This window comes from Kitasatospora sp. NPDC004272, from assembly GCF_053603035.1.
Genome location: NZ_JBSGET010000036.1, coordinates 23134 through 49112, shown reverse-complemented (window position 1 = coordinate 49112; position 25979 = coordinate 23134). Strand labels below are relative to the sequence as shown.

Annotated in this window: 16 protein-coding genes and 2 pseudogenes; 9 read left to right on the top strand and 9 right to left on the bottom strand. The window is 74.0% G+C overall.

Going from position 1 to position 25979, the window contains the following annotated elements; all coding sequences use genetic code 11:
* Positions 1-7 precede the first annotated feature (7 nt).
* The 5 genes and pseudogenes from ACWEO5_RS14095 to ACWEO5_RS14075 all read left to right on the top strand — a co-directional run bounded on the left by ACWEO5_RS14095 (position 8) and on the right by ACWEO5_RS14075 (position 11217).
* Positions 8-616 (top strand): GNAT family N-acetyltransferase, encoded by a 609-nt coding sequence (locus ACWEO5_RS14095; RefSeq protein WP_452162652.1) that lies wholly within the window; start codon positions 8-10, stop codon positions 614-616.
* Between the two features lie 231 nt (positions 617-847).
* Positions 848-1915, top strand: a complete 1068-nt coding sequence (locus tag ACWEO5_RS14090) for a phosphatidylinositol-specific phospholipase C domain-containing protein (RefSeq protein ID WP_452162651.1) — start codon at positions 848-850, stop codon at positions 1913-1915.
* A gap of 130 nt (positions 1916-2045) precedes the next feature.
* A pseudogene (locus ACWEO5_RS14085) lies at positions 2046-2684 on the top strand (trypsin-like peptidase domain-containing protein); the annotation flags it as partial.
* Between the two features lie 249 nt (positions 2685-2933).
* Positions 2934-3659, top strand: a pseudogene (locus ACWEO5_RS14080) (putative Ig domain-containing protein); the annotation flags it as partial.
* 415 nt (positions 3660-4074) lie between these two features.
* Positions 4075-11217: a LamG-like jellyroll fold domain-containing protein gene (locus tag ACWEO5_RS14075; protein WP_452162650.1), complete on the top strand. Its 7143-nt coding sequence runs from the start codon at positions 4075-4077 to the stop codon at positions 11215-11217.
* A gap of 106 nt (positions 11218-11323) precedes the next feature.
* Here ACWEO5_RS14075 and ACWEO5_RS14070 read toward each other — a convergent pair whose 3' ends face one another.
* From ACWEO5_RS14070 to ACWEO5_RS14045, 6 genes are all read right to left on the bottom strand, one after another.
* A complete protein-coding gene (locus ACWEO5_RS14070; protein WP_452162649.1) occupies positions 11324-11944 on the bottom strand; it encodes an exonuclease domain-containing protein in 621 nt (206 codons plus the stop codon).
* 55 nt (positions 11945-11999) lie between these two features.
* Positions 12000-13244: a dipeptidase gene (locus ACWEO5_RS14065; protein WP_452162648.1), complete on the bottom strand. Its 1245-nt coding sequence runs from the start codon at positions 13242-13244 to the stop codon at positions 12000-12002.
* A complete protein-coding gene (locus tag ACWEO5_RS14060) occupies positions 13241-14920 on the bottom strand; it encodes a dipeptide ABC transporter ATP-binding protein (protein ID WP_452162647.1) in 1680 nt (559 codons plus the stop codon). Before ACWEO5_RS14060 ends, ACWEO5_RS14065 begins: the two co-directional genes overlap by 4 nt.
* Positions 14913-15878, bottom strand: coding sequence for an ABC transporter permease (locus ACWEO5_RS14055; protein WP_452162646.1), 966 nt, complete (start codon positions 15876-15878; stop codon positions 14913-14915). Before ACWEO5_RS14055 ends, ACWEO5_RS14060 begins: the two co-directional genes overlap by 8 nt.
* Positions 15878-16906 carry an ABC transporter permease gene (locus tag ACWEO5_RS14050; protein WP_344554842.1) on the bottom strand — a complete coding sequence of 343 codons (1029 nt, stop codon included), beginning with the start codon at positions 16904-16906 and terminating at the stop codon, positions 15878-15880. Before ACWEO5_RS14050 ends, ACWEO5_RS14055 begins: the two co-directional genes overlap by 1 nt.
* Positions 16907-17037: 131 nt before the next feature.
* On the bottom strand, positions 17038-18726 hold the full coding sequence (locus ACWEO5_RS14045; protein ID WP_452162645.1) for an ABC transporter substrate-binding protein: 1689 nt from the start codon (positions 18724-18726) through the stop codon (positions 17038-17040).
* Between the two features lie 570 nt (positions 18727-19296).
* Between ACWEO5_RS14045 and ACWEO5_RS14040 the strand changes: the two genes are divergently transcribed.
* From ACWEO5_RS14040 to ACWEO5_RS14030, 3 genes are all read left to right on the top strand, one after another.
* Complete coding sequence (locus ACWEO5_RS14040; RefSeq protein WP_452162662.1) at positions 19297-19905, top strand: HNH endonuclease family protein; 609 nt, start codon at positions 19297-19299, stop codon at positions 19903-19905.
* A 292-nt stretch (positions 19906-20197) separates the two neighbouring features.
* The gene (locus tag ACWEO5_RS14035) at positions 20198-21460 is read left to right on the top strand and encodes an alpha/beta fold hydrolase (RefSeq protein WP_452162644.1); all 1263 of its coding nucleotides are present in this window, start codon (positions 20198-20200) and stop codon (positions 21458-21460) included.
* A gap of 185 nt (positions 21461-21645) precedes the next feature.
* Positions 21646-23253, top strand: coding sequence for an alkaline phosphatase D family protein (locus ACWEO5_RS14030; RefSeq protein WP_452162661.1), 1608 nt, complete (start codon positions 21646-21648; stop codon positions 23251-23253).
* A 119-nt stretch (positions 23254-23372) separates the two neighbouring features.
* Here ACWEO5_RS14030 and ACWEO5_RS14025 read toward each other — a convergent pair whose 3' ends face one another.
* Together ACWEO5_RS14025 and ACWEO5_RS14020 are read right to left on the bottom strand one after the other, a co-directional pair.
* Complete coding sequence (locus ACWEO5_RS14025; protein ID WP_452162643.1) at positions 23373-23954, bottom strand: hypothetical protein; 582 nt, start codon at positions 23952-23954, stop codon at positions 23373-23375.
* Positions 23955-24137: 183 nt separating this feature from the next.
* Positions 24138-24479: a cupin domain-containing protein gene (locus tag ACWEO5_RS14020; RefSeq protein WP_344554836.1), complete on the bottom strand. Its 342-nt coding sequence runs from the start codon at positions 24477-24479 to the stop codon at positions 24138-24140.
* Positions 24480-24574: 95 nt separating this feature from the next.
* Here ACWEO5_RS14020 and ACWEO5_RS14015 point away from each other — a divergent pair, with 95 nt between their 5' ends.
* A complete protein-coding gene (locus ACWEO5_RS14015; RefSeq protein WP_452162642.1) occupies positions 24575-25219 on the top strand; it encodes a nucleotidyltransferase domain-containing protein in 645 nt (214 codons plus the stop codon).
* Here the strand turns inward: ACWEO5_RS14015 and ACWEO5_RS14010 are convergent.
* Positions 25216-25884 (bottom strand): lysophospholipid acyltransferase family protein, encoded by a 669-nt coding sequence (locus ACWEO5_RS14010; RefSeq protein WP_452162641.1) that lies wholly within the window; start codon positions 25882-25884, stop codon positions 25216-25218. The two genes, ACWEO5_RS14015 and ACWEO5_RS14010, sit on opposite strands and share 4 nt — an antisense overlap.
* Positions 25885-25979: the final 95 nt, after the last annotated feature.

Here is a 25979-nt window from a genome sequence, read left to right as displayed (position 1 = left end):
TGCAGCGGTGACCAGCAACGACCAGCCCGGCTCGGCCCGGCTCGCCACCCCCGCCGACCTCGACGCCGTGGTCTCCACCCTGACCAGCGCGTTCTTTCACGACCCGCTCTGGGGCCCGGCCTTCCCCGACCCGTCCCGGCGCGCCCGGCAGGCCGCCGCGATGTGGCGGTTGTACGCGACCTCCGCCCTGCGCTACCCCTGGACCCTGGTCACCCCCGGCGCGGAGGCCGTCGCGGTGTGGATCCCGCCGGGCGGCACCGAACTCACCGCACCGGAGGCCGAACACCTGCCGGAGTTGCTCACCGGAGCGGCGGGGTCGGAGGCGGCCCGGGCCATCATGGGCATCTACGAGCAGTTGGAGGCCGCCCACCCCGGCGTGCCCTGCTTCTACCTCACCCTGCTCGGCGTCCACGACGACCACCGCGGCAAGGGCCTCGGCATGGGCCTGCTCGCCCGCAGCCTGGAGCGGATCGACGCCATCGGCGCCCCGGCCTACCTGGAGTCCTCCAACCCGGCCAACCTCGCCCGCTACCGGAGCGTCGGCTTCACCCCGCGCGAGGAGATCACCACCGCCACCGGACACGTCGTCACCACCATGTGGCGCCCGGCCCGCTGACCCCCCGCGCTGACTGCCGACTGCCGACTGCCGACTGCCGACTGCCGACTGCCGACCGCCGACCGGCCTCCCGCCACCCGGTGCGTCCGCCCGGCGCCGGGTCGACTTCGTCCGCGCTTCGTTGTCATGTCACTTGAAAGTCCCCCGGGCGGGGCATCCTGCTCGCTGACCGGCCGTCAGCCCGTACCGACCGCCGGGCCGCCCGCCCAGTCGACCGTCCAGGGGGACCGCATGAACTTCCGCCTCGCCACCGCCCGTTCCGCCGTCGTCGGCGCGGTGCTCGCCGCCGCCCTCCTGGGGTCCACGCAGCTGGGAGCCGCCGCCGACGCGGGGACGGTCGGGGAACGGCCGTTCGCCGGGACCACCGGGGTGGGGCTGCACAACACGTACGACCCGGGCGCGTTCGGCTACCTCGCGCAGGCGCTGGACACCGGTACCGCGATGATCGAGCTGGACGTGTGGACCGACACCGTCACCAAGGAGTGGAAGGTCAGCCACTCCAACCCGCTCGGCAACGGCAACAACTGCGTCGACGCCGCCACCCCGGCGCAGCTGTACGGCGGCGGCGCCAACAAGAACCTGGAGAGCTGCCTGGACGACGTCCGGGTCTGGCTGGCCGCGCACCCGACGGCGGGGCCGCTCACGATCAAGCTGGAACTCAAGGGCGGGTACGCCGCCAACCTGGGCATGGGCCCGGCCCAGCTGGACGGGCTGATCGCCGCCCACCTCGGCGCCGCCGCCTTCCGCCCGGCCGACCTGCTGGCCCGGCCCGGCGGCGGCAGCTACGCCACGCTCGACGACGCCGCCCGGGCGGGCAACTGGCCGAGCCGGGCCGCGCTGGCCGGGCGCGCCCTGGTCTACGCGATCCCCGGCACGGTCGAGGAGGGCAACCCCTTCGACACCCTGCACACCGACGTCGAGGAGGCCCGCCACCTGCGCGACCTGGCCGCCGCCGGCCGGATCGGCGACGCGCGGGTCTTCCCCGCCGTGCACGGCGCCGCCGCGGGCGACCCGCGCGGCGGGTACCCGGACGCCACCGTCCGCCCCTGGTTCGTGGTCTTCGACGGCGACGCCGCCGCGTACCTGAACGGCGTCGACACCGCGTGGTACGACCAGCGCCACTACCTGCTGACGATGACCGACGCGCAGAACGTCGCCCCGGCGATCAGCGGCACCGACCCGACGGCCGAGCAGGCCCGCGCGCGGGCCGTCCAACTGGCCGGCGCGCACGCGTCCCTGGTCTCCGCCGACTGGCGGCACCTGCCCGAGGTGCAGTCGCTGGTCCTCCCGCGCGGCTGATCCGCGGCTGACCTGCGGGCCGCTCGGGGAAGGGAGTTGACGGAGCGTCAGGGAAGCGGCCGGGCCGGGGTGTCCGCCGGGGGGATCCGGCCGCGAGTTCCGTCGGCACTGTTGACCAATTGAAGTGGGCATGGCACTTTCGTCCGGCGCGGGCGTGCACCGACCGGTCACACGTCTGCGATCCCCCACAAGGAGAGCCATGTTCAAGAGATCCGCCGCGGCCCTCGCCGCGGGCGCGGTCGTCGCGGGCGCCCTGACCGTCGCCGCCACCCCCGCCCAGGCCGTCCAGGCCGGTGACCTGACCTCCACCATCGCGCTGAGCAACTGCTCCGCCTCACTGGTCCGCTACCCGGGCTCGGTGGACACCGACCGGGCGATGATGCTGACCAACGGCCACTGCCTGCCGACCATGCCGACGGCCGGCCAGGTCATCCAGAACGCGAGCGCCACCCGCAGCGGCACCCTGCTCGACTCCGCCGGGAACTCGCTCGGCACCGTCCAGGCGGACAAGGTGCTGTACGCGACGATGACCGGCACCGACGTCGCGCTCTACCAGCTCACCGACACCTTCGCCGCCGTCGCCTCCAAGTACGGTGCCACCGCGCTGACGATCAGCGACACCCACCCGGTCGACGGATCCGCCATGTACATACCCTCCTCGTACTGGAAGCAGGTCTGGAACTGCTCGATCAACGGGTTCGTCGGGACCCTGCGCGAGGACCAGTGGACCTGGCGCGACTCGCTGCGCTACAGCGCGGGCTGCAACACCACGCACGGCACCTCCGGGTCGCCCATCGTCGACGCGGCCAGCCGGAAGGTCGTCGGCATCAACAACACCGGCAACGACGACGGCGCGATGTGCACGCTCAACAACCCGTGCGAGGTCGCCGCGGACGGCACCACCACCGCCACCAAGGGCCAGAGCTACGGTGAGGAGACCTACTGGTTCACCACCTGCCTGGGCACCGGCCGGGTCATCGACCTGAACGTCAGCGGCTGCCTGCTGACCAAGCCGGCCGGCGCGGCCGTCACCGTCACCAACCCGGGCAACCAGTCGACCGCGCTGAACGGCGCCGTCAGCCTGCAGATCACGGCCTCCGGCGGCACCGCGCCGCTCAGCTACTCGGCCACCGGGCTGCCCGCCGGCCTGTCGATCAGCGCCTCCACCGGCAAGATCACCGGCACCGCCACCACCGCGGGCGGCTCCACGGTGACCGTCACCGTCAAGGACGCGGCGGGCAAGACCGCTACCGCCTCCTTCGGCTGGACCGTCACCACCACCCAGGGCACCTGCACCCCGGCCCAGCTGCTCGGCAACCCCGGCTTCGAGACCGGCACCGCCGGCCCCTGGACCGGCACCTCGGGCGTGGTCGACAACTCCGCCTCCGAGGCCGCGCACGGCGGCTCCTGGAAGGCGTGGCTGGACGGCTACGGCTCCGCCCACACCGACACCCTCGCGCAGACCGTCACCATCCCGGCCGGCTGCTCGGCCACGCTGAGCTACTGGCTGCACATCGACACCGCCGAGAGCGGCACCACCGCGTACGACAAGCTGACCGTCACCGTCAACGGCACCTCGGTCGCCTCGTACTCGAACGTCAACGCCGCCACCGGCTACGCCCAGAAGAGCATCAACCTGTCGGCCTACGCGGGCCAGAGCGTCACGGTGAAGTTCAACGCGGTCGAGGACTCCTCGCTGCAGACCTCCTTCGTGATCGACGACACCGCGATCCAGACCAGCTGACACCGCTGATCCACCGGGGCCCGGCAGCCGCACCACACCGGCTGCCGGGCCCCGGCGCGCCGCCCGGCTTCGGCGCCATTCGGCCAAACGGGTGGCCGATAAAAGGAACCTGACACTCCGAATGTGGAGCCTGTGCGAGCCTTTCGGATGAACGCCAGTTCGGCCTGAACCGAGCCGATCTGCGAGCACTTCGCTGCTCCACCGCGGTCTGCGGCGTCCGGACACCTCGGACGGCCCGCCGCGGGTTCCACCGCCCCGAACCGGGGGCGTGCACACCTTCAGCAGCATTCTGGCCCCGGCACGCCGCCGGGCCACGACAGGGGGGATGGGGCACTTGCGCGACAAGGCCTTGGTGAGGACGTACCGGGACCGGACCTATGTGTCCACGGCGATGGTGCGGCACGGGGGGACGACCGTGGCGTTCGCCATGGACGACAAGCGCCGGATCTACTACAGCGTGCTCGACCTTGAGCAGGCGGACGTCAAAAAGGGCGACCTGGACGCGGCGTACTGGAACGCGGAGGCGGCTCTGCTGCCGTTCCCGTCCGAGTTCGTCGATCCGTACGAGGAGGTGCCGTTCGCGTACCGGATGCCGACCGTCAAGGTCGGCGGGACGGCTGAGACGCGGCCGCAGGAACTGTTCGGCGCGGAGACCGACCCGTTCCTGTCGAGCACCGCGCGGCTGACCGCGCCGGTGCCGATCCAGGTGGTCTCGGACGGCCGGTACGTCCTGGTGTTCCGGCAGTCGATCGAGACCGGGCACGCCGACGCGGTGTACCGGACCACCGCCAACACGCTGTCCGGTGACCTGAAGCGCACCGACCTGCTCACGGACGGCGGCGCGAAGGTGCCCGCCGCCGACGCCTCGCTGCTGTGCGACCGGTACGCGCTGGTCGGCTCGGCGCTCAAGCCCGTGGTGGAGGCCCGCTACCAGCGCTCCCGCAGCAAGTACCGGCCGGCGCCCGGCGGCACCGATACGCTCGGCACCCGCGACATGGACGGCAAGCAGTTCTACGAGCCCACCACCAAGCTGTCCTTCGTGCCGCGGCTGACCGGCGGCGGCTTCGCGGTGATGCTGCTGCCGACCGAGGTCGAGGGCGCCTCGCGCTGGCAGCTGTTCGTCAACAACGCCGCCGAGAAGCGCATCGAGTCGTACAACTGCGAGCAGGGCGAGGACGGCCTGTTCGACACGGCCGGCGTCCAGCTGTACACCAGCCCCGACCCCCGCTACCGCAAGTCCGTGCTGGAGCGCGAGCCCGGTACCGACCCGAACACCGGCCGACCGCTGATCCCCTTGCCCGCCACCACCGACCGGGCGGGCACCGCGCTGCGGTTCACCGCGGGCACCGCCGCCGACGTCCGGATCGGCACCGACGGCCTGCCCACGCCGAGCGGCGGCTGCACCTTCGAGGCGTGGGTGAAACCCACCGCGCCCGGCGGCACCATCCTCGGCTCGCTCGACGAGAGCGTGCCCACCGGCTTCCACCTCGGCCTCGACGCCCAGTACCGGCTGACCGCCGGCAACGGCCCCGGCAACCAGTGGCTGGTGACCGCCCAGGCCCTGACCCCCGGCGTCTACGCCCACGTGGCGATGGCCGTCAAGGGCACCGAGGTCGTGCTGTTCATCGACGGCACCGAGGCCGGCCGGGCCACCGTGACCAGCGCGCCGGTCCCGGCGTCCGCGAACGTGCTGGGCACCGCCTGGTCCAACGGGGCGCAAGCGGACGGCCTGGCGGGCGACCTGGACGAGGTGCGGATCTGGAACCACGCCCGCAGCGCCGCCGACCTGGCCGACCGCGGCCGGCGCCTGATCGGGACCGAACCGGGCCTGGTCGGGTACCTGCGCATGGACGAGGGGTCCGGCGCCGTCGCCGCCAACCTCTGCGACCGGCGCCGCGACGCCACCGTCAAGGGCGCCACCTGGGCCGGCTCGGACGCGCCCACCGGCGACGGGTCCGGCCTGTCCCGCGACATGTTCGCCGTCAAGGGCCGCGAGGTGGTCGGCGGTCTCAGTGCCGTCCTCTACTACCAGCAGGAGACCCAGCCCTCCGGCTACGGCGCCGTCGCCTCCGAGAAGCGCCAGGCGCGGGTCCTGCTGGCCTGCGCCACCTCCGGGCCGGCGTTGAAGGACGGCGTCACCGGACGCAACCACCTGTGCGCGCTGGACTTCGCGCTCGACCGCAGCGGCCGGCTCGCCGCCGTCCCGCGCGAACTGGTGCTCGACGAGGTCGGCCCGCCCACGGGCACCGCCGGCTACGACCAGCTGGCCGCCGCCCAGACCAAGGTCGACACGGCCCGGACCGAACTGGGCATCGACCAGCGGCTCGCCGACCAGCTCGATGCCGCGCTGTACCGGTTGAACGAGATCAAGGACATGCGCTACCGCCGGGACGAGTTCAACCAGTTGGCCAACAGCGTGCCCGGGATGTACGCCGCGCAGGCCCGGCTCGGCCAGGACCGGGCCCAGGTCGCCGTCGCCGAAGCGGAGCTGGCCGCGCTGTCCGGCGGACTGATGGGTGCCGCCGAGGCGGTAGTACCCATGCCGCGGATCGCCGTCGACCGCGGCGGCCTGAGCGCGTACGGCGGGCTGCTGAACTTCGCCTGGAGCGAGAAGGCGCCGTCCCTGCTGGACAGTGCCAACGGCGACGTGGTGCTCTACTACGCGGGCGCCGACGGGCAGTTCTTCTCCGTCTACTACCCCACCACCGTCTCCCGGGCCACCCGCAGGCTGACCGCCGGCGGCGGCACCGTCTCCCTGATCACCCGTGACCCGGCCGCGCGGATGGCCGACTTCGCGGTCACCGTCGCCGCCGGCGGCAACGCCGACACCTGCACCGTCACCGTGACGGCCGGAACGACCGTCGAACGCTTCCCCGACGTGCCCCGGGCAGCGGGCGACTTCGCCCGGGTGCTGAACGGGCGGCGGGCCGCCGGCGCCCTGCTCGGCCGGATCAGCGCGGCCCAGGACACCGTGCTGGAACTCGCCGAACCGCTCGCCCAGGGCCTGGCCGCCGGCACGGCCGTCGCCGTCGGCAGCCGGCTGCGCACCGTCGCCGGCACCGTCGCCACCGGCGGCAAGAAGATCACGCTGACCGTCGGCGGTCTCGCCGGCACCGCCGGACAGGACGTCCACTCCGCGCTGTACGACTACGCGAAGGCCACCTGCACCCGGCCCGGCACCTCGCTCGCGGGCGGCTCCCGGATCATCAGCGTCACCACCGTCGGCGTCGGAGCCGACCAGAAGGTCGCCGACGGCCCGGCCACCGACGGCGCGCAGCCGCTGCTGCCGCGCTGGCGCGGCGACGCCCCCGGGCGGGCGCTGAGCTTCGGCAAGGACGGCCAGCGCCTGACACTGCCGGAGGCCAAGTGGCCGAGCGTCTCCCCAGAGGGGGACGTGACCGTGGAGGCCTGGGTCAACCCGGCCGCCGTCTACGCCGAAAGCCGGATCTGGCACGCCAACGCCGGCGCCGTCCCGTACGCGCTGGCGCTCAAAGAGGCGAGCGAAACGAGTGCGGTCAAGGCCGTCGACACGCTCTACTGCGGCGAAAAGCTGTCCCTGCAAGGCGACTTCACCCTCGAATTCTGGGCGCGCCGCGAGGCGGCCGGCGCCGCCGGCTCGGTGTTCATGCTCGGCACTGACCGCACCCTGATATTCGAGCTGACCTCATCAGGCAGCGCGCGGTTCGGCTGGCTCGGCCCTAACGGCATGCTGATGGGTGGTCAGGACGACCTCGGCTGGCACTGCTGGAGCGCCGTGTGCGAGGCCGCCACCGGGCAGCGCATCCTGTACCGCGACGGCGTGGAGGTCGCCCGGGACACCGTCTCGACCGTCCCCATGCTCGGAGGGACCCTGCGCGTGGCCGGCCTGCAGGGCTGGGTCGACGAGCTCCGGATCTGGCGGCAGGCCCGCACGCCGGAACAGCTGCGGACCTGGGCCAAGCGGCGGGTGGCCGGAACCGAACGGGAACTGGCCGCCTACTGGACGTTCAGCGACAACGTGCTGGCCGACCGGACCGGCAACGGCCACGACGCCTCGGGTGTCAACTACGTCCGCGGCGAGTCCGCGCCCTACAGCTACAGCGTGGCCGCCGTCGTGGGTGACCAGCTGGTCCACAGCAAGGCCGTGTACCCGGTGGGGGACTGGGCGCACGTCGCCGCGACCTTCCGGCAGGACTGGGCGGTCAAGCTGGACGGCACCGGCTACCTGGACGCCGGCGGGCCCGAACGCCTGGACCTGGCGGACGAGCTCACCATCGAAGCGTTCCTCACGATCGACTCGCACGGCACCGTGCACGGCCTGGTCGGCAAGGGCGCGCTGGAGACCGGCGCCGACGACGCCGTCCCGTACGCCTTCTACATCACCGACACCGGAAACCTGGCGTTCTCCTTCGAGTCCGGCGACGGGCAGAGCGACTCCGTCCGGACGTACAAGTCGGCCAACGCCGTGCCCCCGGGGAAGTTCACCAAGGTCGCCGTCACCCGCTCCGGCGAAGACCCCGTCACCGGCGACGTCAAGATCCGGTTCTACATCGACGGGGAGAGCAGAACCGGGGACTCCGCCACCTTCAAGGGCGCCAGGCCGATCGGCAACGACGCCAACTGCGAGATCGGCCGGATCCGGATCGGCCCCAAGGCGTTCGGACTGCGCGGCACCCTGGCACAGGTGCGGATCTGGAACGTCGCCCGCTCCGGCACGCAGATCGGCGCGGCGATCGCCCCGGACGCCAAGGGCCTGCTGGCCTGGTGGAACTTCCCGGAGCGCACCGGCGCCGTCACCGCGGACGCCTGCGGCACCCACCCGGCGCAGCTGCGCGGTGCCGGCCGGGTCCGCACCCCCGATCCGTGGGGCAACCGGATCACCGTGTACCACAACGGAGTTCCGTCCGCTCCCGTCGTCGCCAGCCCCTTGACCCTCACGAACTTCGGGGCCCGGCAGGTGACCGCCGGCGCGATGCAGCGCTACGACGGAAAGTGGAGCAACCTGCTCAACGGCGGCCTGGACGAACTGCGGGTGTGGCGGACCTGCCGCACCCAGGAGCAGATCCTCGACAACATGTTCACCCGCCTGCGGAACGTGAACGAGGACGTGCTCGCCTACTACCCGATCGACCTGGACACCACCACCTCCGAGGTCAAGGTCCTCGACGCCGGGGCGGCCGGCTGCGACCTCTACCCCTCCACGGTGGCCCCCACCGTGATGGTCTCGCACGCCCCGATCAGCAATGACACCGCCCAGGTCCGCTCCGCGCTGGCCGGCATCCGCAACGGCTTCCAGCGCCACGTCAGCGCCACCCCGCAGGTCGGCGAGTACGCCGACCTGCAGACCGACGCCGACGGACTGCGGTTCGGCGTGATGAAGCGCGCCTACTCCGCGATCCGGGACGGGGCCTGGAACCTCACCACCGGGTACAAGGTCGGCGACCTGGTCACCTCCTGGGTCGGCCAGGCGCAGTTCGCACCCCAGCTCGTCGGCTACCTCGAAGGCGCGCCGCCCGTCCCGTCCGAGAACCTGATCAAGGGCACCGCGGACGACTTCAAGGACGCCTCCTCGGTGAAGTTCGTCCAGGCCAACAGCACCACCGACACGCTCGCCGGGGAGAGCAAGGGCAGCTTCGACGCCTCGGCGACGGCCTACTTCAAGGGCTCGGTCAGCGACGACACCTACATCGTCGCCGCCCCGCTGGGCGCCGGTACCGCCAAGCGCGCCTCCAGCGCGTCGGTCAGCGGCGGCGTCAGCGCGGAGATCAAACAGAGCTGGGGGTGGAGCAGCGAGACCCAGGTCGCCCAGGGCGCCACCACCACCCGCACCAGCGAGGTCGGCCTGACCGGCCACTGGGAGCCCGACGACGTCAAGAAGCAGGTCAACCCCACGGCCGGCCGCCGCTGGGTGCCCGCCAACACCGGTTTCGCGTTCGTCCAGTCCGGCACCGCGGACCAGTACGCGCTGCGGCTCAAGCACAACGGCGCGCTGATCGCCCACCGGATGGTCCCCAACCCCGACATCCCCGTCGACTGGAACATCATCCCGTTCCCGATCAACCCGCAGTACACCAAGCAGGGCACCCTCGACGGCGTGCTCGGCTTCGCCGCCGACCCCGCCACCGGCGCCCTGCAGCCCTTCCCCGACCCCGACCACCCCAAGGCCGCCGACGCCGGCGGATTCAGCTACCACCGGCCCAAGGAGGCGTACGCGCTCAAGCGCCGGATCCAGCGCGAGGAACGCCAGCTCCAGGGCTTCTACGAGTCGGTGAACTCCCATCCGATGAGCCCCGACCCGGTCGCGGCGGCCGCCGACCGCGTACTCAAGGGCATGATGGGCGGCACCGGCGGCACCGGCCTGACCGACGAGAGCGGCACCGACGCCGCCAAGGCCCGGGCGGCCGGGAAATCCGCCGCGAAACGCAACATCGTCAACACCTACGTGTGGACGGCGGAGGGCGGCCTGTTCTCCGAGGTCACCGGCACCACCGACCAGGTCGTGCAGACGACCGCGGGCGAGTACACCCTCGCCCTTTCCGCCACCTACCACAGCAGCACCACGTTCGAGGCCATCGGAATCGGCTTCGACACCGGGTACGAACTCGCCGTCGGCGGTGGATTCAGCATCACCCGCCGCAAGTCCAGGGACGCCAGCCGGACCTTCAACCTGGAGGTCGTCGCCAAGCCGAACGGCGACCTCCAGAAGCAGGACTCCGGCGGGAACCCCGTCTTCGACGCCAAGAACCGGCCCGTGCTCACCCCCGGCCGGGTCGACGCCTACCGCTTCATGACCTTCTACCTCGACACCTCCAGCGACAACTTCGAAGACTTCTTCGGCAAGGTCGTCGACCCCGAGTGGCTGGACACCGGCACCAGCCCGCACGCCCGGGAACTGTCCAAGGCCCGGCAGACCGACCGCAAGCCCCCGTGCTGGCGCGTCATGCACCGCGTCACCTACGTCAGCCGCGTCCTGGACACCAGCTCGCCCGGCGCCCCCAGCTACGCCAAGGCGCTCGGCGCGCTGGGCGTCACCAGCGACCACCAGCTGTTCCAGAAGCTGGAGCCCTACCTGACCGGCGCCACCGGCTCACTGCCCGAGCTGACCGCCGCCACCGCCGCGGTACTGACCGCCCACTTCCCGGTGCTCGCCCCGCACAGCGCCACCATCACGGAGCGCCTGGCCGCGTACCACCAGCTCTCCGACAGCGGCGGCCCGCTGACCCTGCCCGGCCGGATCGGCACGCCGACGTCCACCCAGACCCCGACCACTCCCACTCCGACGCCCCCTGCGGCGAAGGCCGCGCTGACCCTCCCCGCGACCCTCACCAGGGGCACCCGGATCACCGCCGGGTACAGCATCCCGGCGGACCAGGCGATGCCGAAGAACTGGATCGGCGTCTTCCCCAACGGCGCGGCCGTCAACTCCGGTTCCCTGCACTGGCAGTACGCGCCGGGCACCTCCGGCACCGTCTCCCTGCCCAACTCCGAGAACCTCCCCGCCGGGAGCTACCAGCTGTGGTTGCTGGCCAACGACGGCTACGTCAAACTGGCCGGCCCCTACGACCTGACCATCGCCTGACACCAGGCCGGCACGCAAGCTCCGTGCGGGACCCGGCTCAACCGCCTCGTCCCGCACGGAACCCCGGTGCGCAGGTCCGGGCCGGTGCTCACCGAAAGCTCCGTGTTCACCTCGATCCGGCGGGAGAACCGCTGGTCGTCCGAGGCAGGGTCGTCGCCGAAGCGCTCGTTGACGGCCCGGTCCAGTCGCCCGTCCCGGCCAGCGAGAGGACGAGGGCGGCGATGTTCCAGGCGTCGTCCGCGCCGCTGTGGTGGCGGCCCTCCAACGGGAGGCCCGCGAGTTCGAGGGCCCGGGCCATGCCGGGGCGCTTGCGCAGGCCGCGGGCGTCGGTGAAGACCGCCTTGGCGTTGGCGTGCCGGCGGCCGAACGGGTAGGCGGTGCCGGTGGCCCGGCACTGGCGGCTGAACTGCAGCCGGTCGTAGTCGCCCCAACTCGCCCAGGGGCGCCGCCCCGCCGCGTGCTCGGCGGCCAGCAGCCGGCACGCCTCGGCGAAGGACACGCCGGTCTCCACCTCGCGCTGCGTCAGCCCGGTCAGCTCGGTGCAGAAGGCGCTGACCGCCGAGCGCCGCGGGCGCACCAGGATCCGGTGCCGGCCGACCCGCCGCCGGGCGGTGAGGTCGACCACCGTCAGCCCGATCTCGATGATCTCGCCGACCTGCCCGGGCGGCGGCTGCCCCTCCCAGCAGGTGGCCTCGACGTCCACCACGTTCCACAACTCCGCTTCCACGGCCCGATCATGCGCAGCCGCCGCCGGACGGGGCAACCGGATATCCCGGCCGCGCTCACCCCCGGGGCCAGAGCGGCTCCTCGGCGCGCTGCTCGGCCTCGCGCAGCACCCGCAGGACGTTGCGGCCGGTCAGGGCGGCCAGTTCGGTCGCCGACCAGCCGCGGGCGGCCAACTCGGCCAGCAGGACCGGGTAGCCGGTGACGTCGGGCAGGTCGGCGGGCTGGCGGTCGACGCCGTCGTAGTCGCCGCCGAGCCCGACGTGGTCGAGGCCCGCCGCCTCGCGGGCGTGCTCGACGTGGTCGGCGACCTGGGCGGCGGTGGCCTCGGGGCGCGGGTGGGCGTCCAGCCAGCGGCGCAGCTCCGGGGGCGCGGGCGCGCCGGGGCCGGCGGCGAAGGCGGCCGCGTACTCGGCGGCCGCGGCGGACGGGGCCTCGCCCGGGGCCGGGTGGCGGGGCCAGGACCAGCGCGGCTCGGGCAGCTCCAGGCGCTCCCGTTCGGCGGCGAACGCGGCCCGCCAGGCGGCCACCTCGGCGGACACGAAGTCGGGTACGAAGGTCAGTTGCAGCACGCCGCCGTTGGCCCGGAGCAGCGCCAGCACCTCGTCGGAGACGTTGCGCGGGTGGTCGCCGACCGCCCGGCAGGAGGAGTGGCTGAAGATCACCGGCGCGGTGGAGGCGGCCAGCGCGGCCCGCTGGGTGGACTCGGCGGTGTGCGAGAGGTCGACCAGCACGCCGATCCGGTTCAGCTCGGCGACCACGGCCAGCCCCTCGGCGGACAGGCCGCCGACACCGGGGGAGCCGGGGTCGGTCGCCGAGTCCGCCCACGGGGTGTGGTGGTTGTGGGTGAGCGTCAGGTAGCGCACGCCCAGCCGGGCGTAGACCCGCAGCACGCCCAGCGAGGAGGCCAGCGAGTGGCCGCCCTCGACGCCCAGCAGCGAGGCGATCCGGCCCGCGGCGATCGCCGCCTCCACCTGGTCGGCGGTGGCGGCCGGGCGCAGCCGCTCCGGGTAGCGGGCGATCAGCCGGTGGGCCAGGTCGAGCTGCTCCAGGGTGGCCACGGCGGCCACCGGCTCGGGCAGGTCGGAGGGGACGTAGACGGACCAGAACTGCGCGCCCACCCCGCCCGCGCGCAGCCGGGGCAGGTCGGTGTGCAGCTCGGGCCGGGGCCCGTCCAGGCCCTCCACCGAGCCCCCGGCGCGGGCCCGCAGGGCGACCGGCAGGTCGTTGTGGCCGTCGACGACGGGGCTGCGGCGCAGCGCCTCCAGGACGGTGTCCCGCACGGGATCGGGGCGGCTGTTCACGGGGCGGTGGCTCCTGTCTGCTGCTGCTCGGGCAGTCGGGGTCGGCGGCGGGCGGCCTGCCGGTCCGGGTCGGGGACGGGCAGCGAGTCGATCAGCCGCCGGGTGTAGGGGTGTGCGGGCGCGCCGAGCACCCGGGCGGTGGGGCCGCTCTCCACCACCCGGCCGCGGTGCAGCACGGCGACCCGGTCGGCGACCCGCTCCACCACCGCCAGGTCGTGGCTGACGAACAGGGCGGCGAAGCCGAGTTCGCGCTGCAGCCGGGTGAACAGCTCCAGCACCCGGGCCTGCACCGAGACGTCCAGCGCGGAGGTCGGCTCGTCCGCGACCACCAGGTCCGGGTCGAGCGCCAGCGCCCGGGCCAGCGAGGCGCGCTGGCGCTGGCCGCCGCTGAGTTCGTGCGGGTGCCGTCCGGCGGTGTCGGCGGGCAGCCGGACCTGGTCCAGCAGTTCGCGGACCCGGGCGGCGACGGCGGCGCCGTCCAGCTCGGGGCGGTGCACCCGCAGCGGTTCGGCCACGCAGGCGCCGATGGTCAGCCGGGGGTCGAAGCTGGTGGCCGGGTCCTGGAAGACGAAGCCCAGCCGGCCGCCCCGGCCGGGGCGGCGGCGGGCACCCGGACGCAGCGTCTCGCCCAGCACGGTCAGGGTGCCGCCGCCGACGGGGACCAGCCCGGCGACGGCCCGGCCCAGGGTGGTCTTGCCGCTGCCGCTCTCGCCGACCAGCCCCAGCACCTCGCCCGCGCCGATCTCCAGGTCGACCCCGTCCACGGCGCGGAACGGCGGCCGCCCCCACCGCCCCGGGTACTCGACCACCAGGGCGCGGGCCGCGACCACCGGCGCCGCCGCCCGCTCCGGCGGCGCCGGGCGGGCCGGAGCCGCTCCGAAGTCCGGCACGGAGGACAGCAGTTGACGGGTGTACGGGTGCTGCGGCGCGGCGAACAGCTCCCGCACCGGGGCCTGCTCGACGATCCGGCCCGCGCGCATCACCGCGACCCGGTCGGCCAGGTCCGCCACCACGCCCATGTTGTGGGTGATCAGCAGCAGCGCGGTGCCCGACTCGTCCCGGCAGCGCCGCAGCAGGTCCAGGATCTCGGCCTGCACGGTGACGTCCAGCGCGGTGGTGGGCTCGTCCGCGACCAGCAGCCGGGCGCCCAGCGCCAGCGCCATCGCGATCACCGCGCGCTGCTGCTGGCCGCCGGACAGCTGGTGCGGGTAGTACCGGGCCCGCCGGGCGGGCTCGGGGATGCCGACCTGCTCCAGCAGTTCGACCGCCCGGGCCCGGCGGCGGGCCCGGCTGCCCAGGCCGTGGGCGCGCAGGCCCTCGGCGAGCTGCCAGCCGATCGGGAAGACCGGGTTGAGCGCGGTGGACGGCTCCTGGAAGACCATCGCCGCCGCCGTCCCGCGCAGCTCCCGCAGCGTGCGCCGGTCCGTGCCCAGCACGTCCACCGGGCCGGCGTCGCCGTGCGCCAGCAGCACCCGGCCCCGGGCGGCGGCCGAGTCGGGCAGCAGCCCGAGCACGCTGCGCGCGGTGACGGTCTTGCCGCTGCCGCTCTCGCCGACCAGCGCCAGCGCCTCCCCGGCCGCCACCGCCAGGTCGACGCCGCGCACGGCGTCCACCGTGCCGCCGTCGGTGGCGAACGACACGTGCAGGTCCTCGACGCGCAGCAGTTCCTCAGGCACGGGCGCGCTCCTTCGCGGCGGGCAGCGGGGTGACGGCGGCGGGCGCCCGGCGGCGGCGCAGCCGGGGGTCGGAGAGGTCGTTCAGGCTCTCGCCGAGCAGGGTGATGCCGAGGACGGCCAGCACGGTGGCGACGCCCGGGGCGAGGGCGGTCCACCAGATGCCCGAGGTGACGTCGGAGACCGAGCGGTTGAGGTCGTAGCCCCACTCGGCGGCCGAGTTCGGCTCGATGCCGAAGCCGAGGAAGCCCAGGCCGGCCAGGGTGAGCACGGACTCGGCGGCGTTCAGGGTGAGCAGCAGCGGCAGCGAGCGCACCGAGTTGCGCAGCACGTGCCGGAACATGATCCGCAGGTGGCCGGTGCCGATCACCCGGGCGGCCTCCACGAACGGTTCGCCCTTGACCCGCAGCACCTCGGCGCGCACCGCCCGGAAGTACTGCGGCACGAAGACCAGCGCCACCGAGCAGGCGGCCGCGGTCAGGCCGCCGCCCAGGCTGGAGCGCCCGCCGCTGATCACCACCGACATCAAGATGGCCAGCAGCAGCGAGGGGAAGGAGTACAGCGCGTCCGCGACGCCCACCAGCAGCCGGTCGGTCCAGCCGCCCAGGTAGCCGGAGACCAGGCCGAGCAGGGTGCCGGGCAGCACCGACAGCAGCAGGGCCAGCCCGATCACCGCCACGGCGGTGCGGCTGCCCCACAGGGTGCGGGCCAGCACGTCGTAGCCGCCCGCGGTGGTGCCCAGCGGGTGGCCGCCCCCGGGCGGCCGCTGCGCGCCGAACAGCGCGCCGCCGTCCTGGAGCTGGGCGTGCCCCCAGGGCGCCAGCCAGGGCGCGAGCAGCGCGGTGAGCAGCAGCAGCGCGGTCAGCACGGCCCCGGTCAGCAGCATGGCGCGCTGCGGTCCGGCGCTGCCGCGCACCCGCTGCGGCAGCAGGCGGGAGAGGATCCGTCGGCGAGCGGTCATCAGTACCTCACCCGGGGGTCGATCAGCGCGGCCAGGGCGTCCACCAGGAAGTTGACCACCGCGACCACCACCGCGAAGAGCGCGACGATGCCCTGCACGGCGGCGAAGTCGCGCGCCGTCAGGTAGTGCGCCAGCTGGTAGCCCAGGCCCTTCCACTCGAAGGTGGTCTCGGTGAGCACCGCGCCGCCCAGCAGCCCGGCCACCTGCAGGCCCAGCACCGTCACCACCGGCACCAGCGCGGGCCGGGCGGCGTGCCGGGAGAGCAGGCGCAGGCCGCCGACGCCGCGCGAACGGGCCGCCTCGACGTACTCGGCGTCCAGGGTGGCGATCAGGTGGGTGCGCACCAGCCGCAGCAGCACCCCGGCCAGCAGCAGGCCGAGCGCCAGCGCGGGCAGCACGCTGTGCCGCAGCACGTCGGCGACGGCCGCGCCGTCCCCGCTGCGCAGCGCGTCCAGCAGGTAGAGGCCGGTGGGGTCGGAGAGGTCCTGCAGGCGCAGTTCGGTGCCGATCGAGGCCCGGCCGGCCACCGGCAGCCAGCCCAGGCCGACCGCGAAGACCAGTTTGAGCAGCAGGCCGACGAAGAACACCGGGGTGGCGTAGCCGAGTACGGCGGCCAGCCGCAGCACCGCGTCCGGGGCGCGGTCGCGGTAGCGGGCGGCCAGCGCGCCCAGCGGGACGCCCACGGCGACGGCCACCAGCAGCGCCCAGCAGGCGAGTTCGAGGGTGGCCGCGCCGTAGGTGCGCAGCACCTCGGTGACCGCCCGGTTGTCGGTGGCGGTGCGGCCGAAGTCGCCGGTGGCGACCTGCCGCAGGTAGTCCAGGTACTGGGTGAACAGCGGCCGGTCGTACCCGGCGGCGTGCAGCTTCTGCTGGAGCTGGGCCGGGGTGAGCCGGTCGGCGAAGGCGGTGGTGACCGGGTCGCCGGTGGCCCGCATCAGGAAGAACACCGCGGTGAGCAGCAGCAGGACGGTGGGGAGGACGAGCAGCAGGCGGACGGCCAGGTAGCGGACCAGCGGGGAGCGGAGCACGGCCCGTGCTCCGCTCCCCGGGCCGCGCCGCGGTCCGTCGGTCCGTCCGTCGCGCCGTCCGCCCAGGGGCGGGGCGAGCGTCATGGTGGGGTTCCTCGTCGGGTTCCTCGGGGTCCGGGGGCGGTGCGGGGTCAGCCCTTGCTGATCTCGGCCCAGCGGAACCGGTAGGCGCTGTTCAGCTTGTCGGGCACGCCCCGCACGTCGGAGCGGGTCACGATGGCGGTGGAGCCCTGCAGCAGCGGCAGCAGCGGCACCTGGCCGGCGGCGGCGTCCTGCACCTGCTCGATCTGCCTGGTGCGGGCCGCCGGGTCGGTCTCGGTCTGCTCCTGCTCGATCAGCGCCTGCACGGCCGGGTCGGCGTAGCCGCTGTGCACCCAGCTGTCCGGGACGAAGAAGGTGCCGATGTAGTTGTCGGCGTCCAAGTAGTCGGCGTACCAGCCCAGTTGGTAGAGCGGGTAGAGGTCGGCGACCCGGTCCTTGCCGTACTGGGCCCACTCGGTGGACTGGAGGTCGACCTTGAACAGGCCGGTGCCCTCCAGCTGGGTCTTGAGCAGGGCGTACTCGTCGGCCGAGGAGGAGCCGTAGTGGTCGGTGTTGTACTGGAGGTGGAGGGTGACCGGGGTCGGCACCCCGGCGGCGGCGAGCACGGCGGCGGCCGCGTCCTTGGAGGGGCCGCCGTTCTTGTCGCCGTACAGCTTCTTGAACGACGGGGTGGCGCCGGTGATGCCGTCCGGCACCGAGGTGTAGAGCGGCTCGAAGGTGTCCTTGTAGACCTGGGAGGCGAGTTGGGCCCGGTCGACGGAGTGTGCGACGGCCTGCCGGACGGCCAGCGCCTTGGCCGGGTCGGCCTCGGGGGTGGCGCTGCCGTAGGGCTGTGACTTGAAGTCGAAGACCAGGTAGCGGATGCCGTTGCCGGAGCCGGTGTGGACGCTGACGCCCGGCTTGCCGGAGAGGTCCTGCAGGTCGGCGATCGGCAAGGTGCGGTAGACGGCGTCGATGGCGCCCTGCTGGACGTCCAGCTTCAGGTTGTTCGGGTCGGTGTAGTACTTGAGCCGCACCTGCGCGGTCTTCGGGGTGCCCAGCTGGCCGCGGTAGGCGCTGTTGGCCTCGAAGGCGACGAGCGAGTTCTTCGCGTAGCTGGTGATGCCGTACGGGCCGTTCCAGGGGCGGGCCTTGACCACCGCGTCGTCGTCGAGGATCTTGTCGGCCGGGAAGACCTCCTCGTCCAGGACGCTGCCGGCGCCGGTGGAGAGCACCTGCGGGAAGAGGCTGTCGTCGGGGCTCTTCAGGGTGAACACGACGGTCAGCGGGTCCGGGGCGGCGACCGAGGCGAGGTTGTACAGCAGGGAGGACGGGCCGTTCTTGTCGGCGATCCGCAGCTGCCGCTCGAAGCTGAACTTGACGTCGGAGGAGGTCAGGTCGTGGCCGTTGGCGAACTTCAGGCCGGGCTTCAGGACGGCGGTGTACTGGTTCGGCGCGGTCAGCTTGACGCTCTCGGCGAGGTTCGGCGCGACGTCGGAGGTGCCGTTGGGGGCGCTGACCAGCGCGGCGTAGACCTCGTCCGCGATGGTGCCGGAGCCCGCGTCCCAGGAGCCGGCCGGGTCGAGGCTGACCACCTGGTCGGTGGTGCCGATGGTCAGGGCGCGGGCGGCGGCGTCACCCGAGGAGCCGCCGCCGGACTTCGCGCTGGTGCAGGCCGCGGCGGTCACCAGGACGGCGGCGCTCAGGGCGAGCGCGGCCAGCCGGCGGCGGGCCGGAGCGGGGCCGGAAGCGGGGGCGGGTATGGCGGAACTGCCGTTCCCGGCAGGGGGATTGAGCATGGTGGTTCTCCGGTTTCGCGGTGCGCGGGGGCGTCGGCGGGCGCGGGCTCGGGGCGGGCGCGGGCGCGGGCCGGGCGGGAGCGGGGCGGTGCGGTGGTCGGGCGGCGGCGCGGTGCGCGCGGGCTCACCTACAGAGCGAACTGGAGACCATGAGCAGGTCGATGTGGCGGCGGCTGTACAGAGCCGTGGTCACCCTCGTCCTCCCGGTCGTGGTCGGTCCGGTCGGGCGGGGTCGCGCTCCGGAACTCGTGGCGAGGCACGAAGCTAGATCAGCGGCCGGGGGCGGTCAAGGGGCGTACAAGGGGGCCCTGACCAGGCGTCAATTCGCCTTGGCCGCACCGTCATCGGGGTTGGCGGGGCGCATTCCCCCGGTCGTCGGCGGACACCTCCGGTGACGGACGTTCACATCGGGAACCGGTATCGCCATACGACGGTAATGCAATCTTCACGGCTCGGTATCTACCCGCATAGACAGCTGACTGCCAGTCTGGCCCGGCACCGCCTCCCCGCCCCTCCGCCGAGTCCAGGAGCGCCCCCGTGCCGAACCGTTCCCTCCGCCGCCTCGCCGCCATCGCCGCCACCTCCGTCCTCGCCGCCGGAGCCGTCACCGCGAGCACCGGCACCGCCCAGGCCGCCCTGCCCACCCCGGTCTCCGCCGCCACCGCCCGCGGCTACCTCGGCCAGTTGGCCGTCAAGACCGAGAACCGCACCGGCTACAGCCGCGACCTGTTCCCGCACTGGATCACCATCTCCGGCGCCTGCAACACCCGGGAGACCGTGCTCAAGCGCGACGGCTCCGGCGTGGTCACCGACTCCGCCTGCGCCGCCACCTCCGGCACCTGGTACTCCCCGTACGACGGCGCCACCTGGCACGCCGCCTCCGACCTGGACATCGACCACGTGGTGCCGCTCGCCGAAGCCTGGGACTCCGGCGCCTCCGCCTGGACCACCGCCCAGCGCCAGGCGTTCGCCAACGACCTGACCCGCCCGCAGCTGATAGCCGTCACCGACAGCGTCAACCAGGCCAAGGGCGACAAGGACCCGGCCGAGTGGCTGCCCTCGGTCACCGGCTACCGCTGCACCTACGTCCGGGCCTGGGTGCAGGTGAAGTACTACTACAACCTGGCCGTGGACAGCGCCGAGAAGACCGCGCTCACCAACGTGCTCAACGGCTGCTGACCGCCGCGCAGTTCACCCCGCGACCCGCCCCGCGACCCGCTCCGCGGCCCGCCCCGGCCCCCGCCCCGGCCCCCGCCCCGGCCGTCCGTGCGGAACTCCCGCCCGGACGGTTTGGGGCATTTGCACCCGCGAATGACCGAAATGTCCGATCGGCGCGTCTTCGTCCTGGTCAACCCCCTTTTCCGGCATGCTTGCTGGCGGAACGACGGACGGTGACGGCCGACGGCAACGGCCGGCGGCAACGGCGGACGGCCGGATGCGGACGGCCGGGGAGCGGGCGGAGGGCGGGCGGATGGACAGGCGGAGCTTCCACCGGGCGGGGGTCGCGGCCGGCACCGGACTGTTCGCGGCCGCCGCGGGCGGACGGGCGTACGCGGCGCAGGCCCACGCGGTTCCGGCCCACCCGGAAGCCGCCTACGCGGCACCCGGATACGGGGCACCCGCCTACCCGGCCCCGGACTACGGGCCGACGGCGTACGGGAGTTCGGCCTACCCGGTGCCCGGCTACCTGCTGCCCCCGCACCCCGGCACCGCCTACCCGCCACCCGGCTACCCGGCGCCCGGCTACGCCGAACCCCCGTACGTGGTGCCCGCCTACGTGGTGCCCCCGCGCGCCCCCTCCTACGGCGCGGTGCTCTCCGACGGCCTGACCGTCCCCTGGGTGCTCAAGCAGATCGCCGCCGGCGACCTGAACGTCTGCTTCGCCGAATGCGGCCCGCCCGACGGCCCGGTGGTGGTCTGCCTGCACGGCTGGCCCTACGACATCCACAGCTACGCCGAGGTCGCCCCGCTGCTGGCCGCCCGCGGCTACCGCGTCCTGGTGCCCTACCTGCGCGGCCACGGCCGCACCCGGTTCCGCTCCGAGCAGACCCCGCGCAACGCCCAACAGGCCGCCGTCGCCCGGGACCTGGTCGCCCTGCTGGACGCGCTCGGGATCAGCCGCGCCCTGCTCGCCGGATTCGACTGGGGCGCCCGCACCGCCGCCATCGTCGCCGCGCTGCGCCCCGAGCGGGTCAAGGCGCTGGTCTCCGGCGGCGGCTACCTGATCACCGACGTCCACGCGCAGGCCGACCCGCTGGGCGCGGAGGCCGAACACGCCTGGTGGTACCAGTACTACTTCAGCACCGAACGCGGCCGCCGCGCCCTGCTCGACCGCCGGCTGCGCCGCGACCTGTGCCGACTGGTGTGGCAGACCGTCTCGCCGACCTGGCGGTTCGAGGAAGAGGTGTTCGACCGCACCGCCAGCGCCTTCGACAACCCCGACTACCCCGAGATCGTGGTGCACAACTACCGCTGGCGGCTCGGCCTGGCCAGCGGCGAACGCCGCTACGACACCGACGAACGGCGGCTCGCCGACCGGCCGGTGATCACCGTCCCCACCGTCACCCTCGACGGCGCCCTCGACCCGTTCACCCCGCCCGGCCGCAGCCGCGGCTACCGCGACCGGTTCGCCGGACCCTACCTGCACCGCACCCTCGACGGGATCGGCCACAACCTGCCGCAGGAGGCGCCCGGCGAGTTCGTCCGGGCGGTGCTCGACGCCGACCGGCTGTGACGGGGGAGCGGGGGGCCGGCCGCACCGAGGTGAAGGCCCGACGAACAGTCGGGACGCGCTCTGGACAAGCCGTTACCGGTGGGTAAGTCTCTGGTGGCGTGACCGAATCCACCAGCACCACCGCGCCCGCCGCCGTCGCGCTCGCCACCGCGTCCGCCACCGCGTCCCGCCCGCCGCGCCGCCGGGTGATCCAGGCCGCCGCCCTCACCGCCGGGGCCCTCGCCCTGCCGCTCACCGCCGCCGCCGGACGCGCCGACGCCGCCGACACCCCGCGCTTCCTGCACGGCGTGGCCTCCGGCGACCCGCTGCCCGACGGCGTCCTGCTGTGGACCCGCCTCACCCCCACCGCCGACGCGGAACCCGGCTCCGGCCTCGGCCCCGACACCGCCGTCCGCTGGCAGGTGGCCACCGACCGCGACTTCACCGCCGTCGTCGCCACCGGCACCGTCACCACCACCGCCGCGACCGACCACACCGTCAAGGCCGACGTCCGCGGCCTGCGCCCCGACACCGCCTACTGGTACCGCTTCCTCGCCGACGGCGCCGCCTCCCCCGCCGGCCGCACCCGCACCACCCCCGCCGCCGACGCACCGCTCGACCGGCTCCGCCTGGGCGTCGCCTCCTGCGCCAACTGGGAGGCCGGGTACTTCGCCGCCTACCGCCACCTCGCCGCCCGCGGCGACCTGGACGCCTTCCTGTTCCTCGGCGACTACATCTACGAGTACGCCACCGGCGCCTACGCCGCCCGCGGCACCGTGGTGCGCCCGCACGCCCCCGCCCACGAGATCCTCACCCTCGCCGACTACCGCACCCGGCACGGCCGCTACAAGACCGACGGCGACCTCCAGGCCCTGCACGCCGCCGTCCCCACCATCGCGATCTGGGACGACCACGAGTTCGCCAACGACGCCTGGTCCGGCGGCGCCGAGAACCACACCCCCGGCACCGAGGGCGACTGGGCCGACCGGGTCGCCGCCGCCAAGCAGGCCTACTTCGAGTGGATGCCGGTCCGGCCCTCCGTCGCCGGCACCACCTACCGGCGGCTGCGCTACGGCAAGCTCGCCGACCTGCACCTGCTCGACCTGCGCTCCTTCCGCTCCCAGCAGGCGTCCGTCGGCAACGGCGAGGTCGACTCCGCCGACCGCAGCATCACCGGCCGGGCCCAACTCGACTGGCTCAAGGCCGGACTGGCCGCCTCCGACACCACCTGGCGGCTGGTCGGCAACGAGGTGATGATCTCCCCGGTGGCCTTCCTCTCGGTGCCCGACTACCTGCTGCGCCCGCTCGCCCAACTGCTAGGCCTGCCCGGCGAGGGCCTCGCCGTCAACGTCGACCAGTGGGACGGCTACACCCACGACCGGCGCGAACTGCTCGGCCACCTCAAGGACCGGCACATCACCAACACCGTCTTTCTCACCGGCGACATCCACTCCGCCTGGGCCTGCGACGTCCCCTTCGAAGCCGCCACCTACCCCGCCTCCGGCAGCGCGGCCACCGAGTTCGTGGTCACCTCCGTCACCAGCGACAACATCGACGACATCCTCAAGGTCGCCCCCGGCACGCTCTCGCTGGTCGCCTCCGCCGCGATCCAGGCCGCCAACCGGCACGTCAAGTGGACCGACCTCGACTCGCACGGCTACGGCGTCCTCGACATCACCGCCGACCGCGCCCAGATGGACTACTACGTCCTGTCCGACCGCACCCGCGCCGACGCCACCAGCCGCTGGACCCGCTCCTACCGCACCAAGAACGGCACCCAGCAGATCGAACGGGTCTACACCCCGCTCTCCTGACGCCCCGTCCGCCGCCCGCCGCCCGCGGCCCCGCCCTCCGGGACACGCTCACCGCCCGTTCCCGGCGAGGGAGCTGACAGCCCGTCGGGGAGAAGCCGCTGCCCGCCGGTGGAGCGCCGTCAGGCGGCGGGCGCGGCGGGCTTCCGGTCGGTGGGGGCGAAGCCGCCCGCCAGTTCGGTCTGCCGGGCGGTCTCGTTCAGCCAGTCCTGGAAGTGCTCGTACCGCAGCGGGGGAGAGGCCGGGAAGTCCGGCCGCAGCGCGCCCAGCGGGAAGAACGCCACCCGGCAGTTCCGGCACAGCCAGGCCGCCCGCCAGACCTTGTGCACCAGCGTCCACTGCTCGTACGAGAGCGGCCAGTGGCCCTGCAGGGCGCGGCGCCGGAGGTCCGCCCGGCGCACCAGCCCGCCGGCCACGGCCAGGACCGCCGAGAGCGCCACGTGCACCAGCAGCGCGATCACCGCGTACGGGGTGTCCGGGCCCGACGCGTGCTGCACGTCGGCGATCGACCTGACGATCCAGAGCGCCTGCAAGCCCGCCAGCACGAACAGGACCACGCTGCCCCGGCTCGGGTTCTTCGGCTCGCGCGGCACGTCCAGCAGCCTGCGGGTCGGACGGTCCAGCGCGTCGGCCGGGTCGTGCAGCGCGGCCGTCACCAGCAGCGTCCGATCGGCCGTCGAGCAGGCGGGACAGGCGGCAGTCATCGGGCGCGGCTCCAGGGGTCGGGCCCCCGCGGCGGCGGCACGCGGCGCGGCGGGGCGGGGCGGGGCGGAGGGGGACGGTCGGCCAGCACTATAGGCCCACCGAAGGACGCGCCCGAACCGAACACCCCGCCGCCCACGACCCCGGACGCTCCGTCAGCCCGCCTCCACGCCCCGGGACCCTGCTCAGGCCGGCTCGGCCGGGCCGGGGACGCCGCTGTAGGCCGGGGCGAAGAAGACCAGGGCCACCAGGTCCTCGGTGATGTCGTGGAAGCGGTGCTCCTCCCGGGCCGGGACGAACAGCGAGCTGCCGGGGCCGACGTCGACGGTGCGGCCGCCGGAGGTGAACCGGGCCCGGCCCCGGGTGACCACGTAGACCTCGTCCTGCAGGTGCGGTGACTGGTCGTCGGTGCGGCCCGCCGGGAGGGAGTAGGTGCCGAAGCTCAGCGCGGGCACGCTCAGGTGCTCCGCGTAGTGGGCCGAGCCGTCCGGGGCGGGGCGGAAGCGCCCGCTGTCGATGATCTCCATGGCGGCCGATCCTCGCACGGACGGGCGGCCCCGGGGAGAGGACGGCGGTGTTGCCGGGGGGATAGCAGCGGGCGGCGGCCCGCTAGGTTCGGGGGATGGACACTCAGGGAGCGCCGCCCGGCGGCGTACGGGCGGACCCGGCGGAGACCGACGCGCGCTGGGCCGCGGCCTGGCGGCCCGAACGGGTCGCCCGGCGGCTGGAAGGGCTCGCCGCGCCCTGGTACGTGGCGGCGGGCTGGGCCCTGGACCTGTTCCTCGGCGGGCAGACCCGGCCGCACGGGGACCTGGAGGTCGCGGTACCGGCCGGCGCGTTCGGCGAACTGCGCTCGCACTTCCCCGAGTTGGCGTTCGACGCGGTCGGTGGGGGAGTGACCTGGCCGGACGCCGGACCGGAAGCGCTGGCCGCGACCCGGCAGACCTGGGCCCGCGACCCGGCGAGCGGCCGGTACCGGTTCGACGTGTTCCGCGAACCGCACGACGGCGACACCTGGATCTGCCGGCGCGACGAGGAACTGCGCCTGCCCTACCACCGGATCGTCGAGCGGACCGCCGACGGCATCCCGTACCTGCGCCCCGAACTGGTGCTGCTCTTCAAGGCCAAGGCGACCCGGGACAAGGACCGCGCCGACTTCGAACGCGTCCTCCCCCGCCTCGACCGCACCCGCCGGGCGGACCTGGTCCGCTGGCTGCGCAGGACCCACCCCGGCCACGAGTGGCTGGAGCGGCTGACGGCGGGTTAGACCTGCTCCTGCGGACCGCGCCGGGCACCCGCCAGCTGTTCGGACGCCGTCCGCCAGGCCCGCGTCACCGCCGTGCGGGCCTGCTCGGTGGCGGCCGCCACGTCGCCGCGCAGCACCAGCGGCGCCCCGACGTGGACGTGCACGCGGGGGCGGCGCAGCGGCGCGGTGAGGACGCCCGCGAGCTGCTTGGCGGTGGAGCCGGAGCTGATCCGGCGGGCCCCGGCCTGGCCGAGCGGGACGACCGGCGCGCCACCGGCGGCCAACCGGGCCAGACCGCTGCGGAAGGGGCCGGGTGGGCCGTCGGCCGCGTCCACCCGGCGGGGCAGCCGGCCCTCGGGGTAGATGACGACCACCCGCCCGGCGGCCAGGGCCTCGGCGGCGGCGGCCAGCGCCTCGGCGGCCCGCGCCGTCCCGCGGTGGACCGGGACGTGCCCCTCGCGGGCCAGCACCCGGCCCAGCAGCGGGATCCGCCACAGTCCGGCGGTCGCCAGCACCACCGGCTCGACGCCCAGGCGCCGTACGGCGGCGAGCACCACGCCCGGATCGACCAGCGAGGAGTGGTTGGGCGCGACGATGCTCCCCGGGGCGAGCACCGCACCCTCCTCCACGCTCACGCTGAACCGCCCGAGGACCGGGACGACGGCACTGGCGACGGCGCTCAGCATGGGTGGACTGCTCCCCGTTTCAGGATCGGACGCTGCCGGGACACCCCGCGGCGGCCCGTCCATGATGCCGCCGCAGCGGCCCGTCCGGCCTGAGT